A 3,101-nucleotide genomic window follows, 5' to 3' on the forward strand; every position below is an offset into this window, starting at 1 on the left:
GAACGCGTCCTCGCCCGGCGACTCGCCGCCGGCGTCCGCGACCTCGACCGTCAGCCCCTCGCCCGCGCCGGGCAACGCGGCCACCTGGAACCCGCCGAGCGCGGACCTGCCTCCCCTGCGCTTGGCCGGCGCCGGGGACGGCGGCGCGGCGGCGGGCCCGCCGCCGACCCGGACGACGTAGCAGACGCCGCCGCCGTTGAGGAAGTACGCGTACACCGCGTGCGCGAGGTAGCAGCCGTCGGCGAACTCCCCGAACTCCCGGGTGTACTGGCTCCAGTTGGTCACCAGCGTGGGCGTGTTCAGCGGCCCGCACGGCGCCAGGCCCACGAACGCCGCGACCGCCGTCCCGACCCCCTCGATCGGACGCGAACCCGCCTCGACCTCTTCGACGTAGACGCCCGGCGACAAATACGACGGCATCCCTCAGCCCCCTTCGGACCCAACCGGCCACGGCCCAGCCTGGTGTCCGGGGGCGACCAAGGTCATGACCCTCCGCACGGCGCACCGGGGAAGCCCTCGTTGCCTGAACGGGCAACTACCGGTTGCCGTCCTTGTCTGCGAACCCGGATTCCACCTCGCGGATGTATTTGACTCCGTCGGAGTTCTTGGCCGAGTTGCAGGGCCCGCACATGGCGACGAGCTCGGCGGCGTTGGTGTAGAAGTCCACACGCGGTTGATGACCGCTCTTCCGGCCGTGGTCGTTCCAGTGCTGTGCGACCGGGGTGTTGTGGTCCAGTGTGACGTCCACGTCCGGTGCCAGATGCGGCGACCGGTTGAGGCGAGGAACGCCCGGGCAGTAGTAGGTGGCCTTCGCGAACCCGGGATCCAACCCGAACTGCGCCTTCCGCGCGATCTTGTCCCGGTGCCCTTGACCCAACGTGACACCCCTGTGGACCTGGTAGAGCGTGCTGGGACCGTAGAACTTGGCGCGGATGTCGATCCCGTCCCGAATCTTCCCGTCCAGCGTCCATTTCGTGCCCTTGAGGTCGTCGATGTCGAAGGTCGCGCCGATCTCCGCCAGGCGGGCGGCGATCCGGTCCAGCTCGGCGACGAGGGCGGATTCGGCGGCGCGGATCTTCGGCTTGGAGGACTCGTCCTTGGCCGCTTGGACGCTCTCCTGGAAGACGGAGATCCTGATCCGCGCCGCCTGCAGCTCGCTCACGACCTTGCGCTTGCTCCGCACCGTCTCGTTGGACAACGCCTTGTCGATCTTCACGAGCAGCAGGCCGGGCGTGCTGGCCATCATCAGGACGTTCCTGCCGCCGCGTTCCTCCAGATAGACGTGATGCGTGTTTCCGCCCATCGGCACGGGTTTCCGGACCCGGAGCTTCGCCAACAGGGCGTCCTTGGCGCCCTTCACACTGTCGACGGCTTTCGCCCCACCGCGCTTGAGGCCGCGCCAGGCCGCCTTCCCCGCTGCGACGATCTTGCCGATCACCCAGTCGACGGCCTTCGTCACCGGGGCCTGGACCTTCTCCAGGATGCCCCGGATCTTCTCCGAGATGCCGCCGAGGCCCAGCAGGCTCGCGAGGAAGTCCAGGACCAGGGGCAGGGCCTTCGCCAGGGCCGCTTCGATCTTCGCGGGGATGCCGCCTCCGGTGCCCGCCGCGATGCCCTCGATCGAGTCGAGGACGGTGTCGACGAAGTCCTTGAGCCGGGCGGCCTGGTGGACGAAGAACATGATCACGTCGTAGATCGCCTTGCACGCCCGGACGAACGCCGAGGCCGGGTTGAGCAGGGAGACGATCCAGGTGACCCCGGCGGTGACGATCTTCTCCAGGACGAAGTCCTTGATCGCGCCGATCACCGTGTCCTTGAGGTCGCCGAGCTTCCCGAGGATCCAGCGCCAGAGACCGCCGACGCCCTCCGACATCAGGACCCGGACCATCTCGAAGGAGCCTTCGAGCGCCCGCATCGCCGGTTCCGGGATCTGCCGTACGACGCGTGCCCGGATGTTGGCCCAGGTCAGGCCGAGGATCGACAGGACGAGCCGAAGGATGCCCTTGGCGTCCAGTGTTTCCGGGAGTTCGATGCCGCCGGCCGCCAACTGGCCCAGCAGCCAGTCCTTCAGGCCCTGTTTCAGGTGCTCGCCCGCCCGCTCGGCGAAGCCCAGGACGCCGGACTTAACGGCGTTGACGAGGTTACCGAGGAACTCGATCGGCTTCGCGATGATCCGGTCGACCGCGCCGGCCGCCCGCGCCGCGACGCTCGCGAGCATGTCGGCGAGTTGCTTGATCGTCGCAGCGGTCTCGGCGAGGGCGTCCATCGCGGCGTCCAGCAGGCCCTTGTTCTCGGCCTGGAGGGCCTTGATCTCGTCGTCGACGGCGCCGCGCGCGGCGGTGTAGCGCTGGGCGAGGTCGTCCACGAGGGCCTTGGACTTGTCGTCGACGGCGGACTCCAGCTCGGTGAAGCGCCCGCCGAACTCCCGGGCCGCGTCGGCGGCGAAGCGCTGGAGTTCGCGCGGCTGGCGGGCGACGATCCCGGCGATCTCCTCCCGTCCGCGCGCGATCCTCGCCTTGGCGGCGGTAAGTTGACGACCGATCAGATCGGCGACGTCCGAGATGACCGCGCGCATCCTGGACTCGTAGAGCGCACGGGAGAGTTGGAAGATCTGGCCCGCCTCCGCCGGCAGGCCGGTGAACTTGTCGGCGACCCAGCGCGCCGCGCCCGAGACCCCCGCGTACCGCTCGTCCTTGTAGCGCTGCATCCGGGCCTGGTGGTCGGCGGTGAAGGCCGCCTTGGCCTGGGCCTCGCCCTGGTCGAAGGCCGCGCCGACCTGGCCGTCGAGCTCGCCGAGCACCTTGTCGACGTCGGCCTTCGTCCCGTCGTAGACGGCCTTCAGCTCGGCGGAGAGCTTGGCCCGCGCCTCCTCGTCCCGGGCCTTGGCGGCGGTCTGGCCGGCCTTCACGTGGGCACCGCCGGCCGTCCGGGCCGCCGCCATGCCCTGCATCCCCGCCGCACCCAGCGCGGACGCGGCGGAGCGCTCGGCCGCCACCTTCTGCTGCTCGGCGGCGCGGAGGGCGGCGGCGACAAGGCCCGCAGCTACCCCAACCAGCTCTCCGGCGGCCAGAAGCAGCGCGTCGGCATCGCCCGCGCCCTGG

1 protein-coding gene and 2 pseudogenes are annotated in these 3,101 nt (G+C 70.2%); 1 reads left to right on the top strand and 2 read right to left on the bottom strand.

Features of this window, described 5'->3' with window-relative positions:
• Both AB0O00_RS33840 and AB0O00_RS33845 read right to left on the bottom strand, forming a co-directional pair.
• A pseudogene (locus AB0O00_RS33840) lies at positions 1-420 on the bottom strand (phage tail sheath family protein); the annotation flags it as partial.
• Between the two features lie 115 nt (positions 421-535).
• Positions 536-2,908 carry a hypothetical protein gene (locus tag AB0O00_RS33845; RefSeq protein ID WP_363658383.1) on the bottom strand — a complete coding sequence of 791 codons (2,373 nt, stop codon included), beginning with the start codon at positions 2,906-2,908 and terminating at the stop codon, positions 536-538.
• Between the two features lie 87 nt (positions 2,909-2,995).
• Here AB0O00_RS33845 and AB0O00_RS33850 point away from each other — a divergent pair.
• Positions 2,996-3,101, top strand: a pseudogene (locus tag AB0O00_RS33850) (ATP-binding cassette domain-containing protein); the annotation flags it as partial.

The sequence above is a fragment of the Kitasatospora sp. NPDC093558 genome (assembly GCF_040683475.1).
GTDB lineage: Bacteria > Actinomycetota > Actinomycetes > Streptomycetales > Streptomycetaceae > Kitasatospora.